This is a genomic window from Gluconobacter sp. P1D12_c (genome assembly GCF_018812105.1).
GTDB classification, from domain to species: domain Bacteria; phylum Pseudomonadota; class Alphaproteobacteria; order Acetobacterales; family Acetobacteraceae; genus Gluconobacter; species Gluconobacter oxydans_A.
The window spans coordinates 1-429 of sequence record NZ_JACSIQ010000532.1 but is presented as its reverse complement, the minus strand read 5'-3'; the positions used below and the strand labels follow the sequence as shown (position 1 = coordinate 429).

Annotated in this window: 1 protein-coding gene; it reads left to right on the top strand. The window is 46.9% G+C overall.

Annotated elements, in window-relative coordinates; all coding sequences use genetic code 11:
• On the top strand, positions 1-429 hold a 429-nt coding region (locus KP705_RS18020), incomplete at both ends, for a hypothetical protein (protein WP_215765285.1).

Genomic DNA, 429 nt, shown 5'->3' with positions numbered 1-429 from the left:
TTTGAAGGGGAACGGCTGGCAGGATTTTCTTGCTGATGTTCGTGAGAGGATGTCGTGCATTGTTAAGGATGCGGGAACTCTTGAGTCTGTTGATGAGGTCACAAAATATGTGACTAAGCCGAACGATATTGAGACGATGGAGGATGGCCATCTTGAGTGGTTCTATAATGAGACACTCAATACGCGACTGATACAGAGGTACGGATCGTTTAAGGAGTTCAAGGGGTCTCTTAATGATGAGAGGCTTCGCATCGTTCGAGATCAGTCTGATGGATCTCTGAAGATGATGAAGAAGCGTGTCATCAATGATGCTGAGCTTTTCACGAAGCGTGATGAAGGCGAAGCCACGATAGGTGTCCCTAAATCATTGGATATGTTCGGGCCCGATATTGCTATGGCTCTCTGTGTTGAGCCTTCTCTTGATGGTCG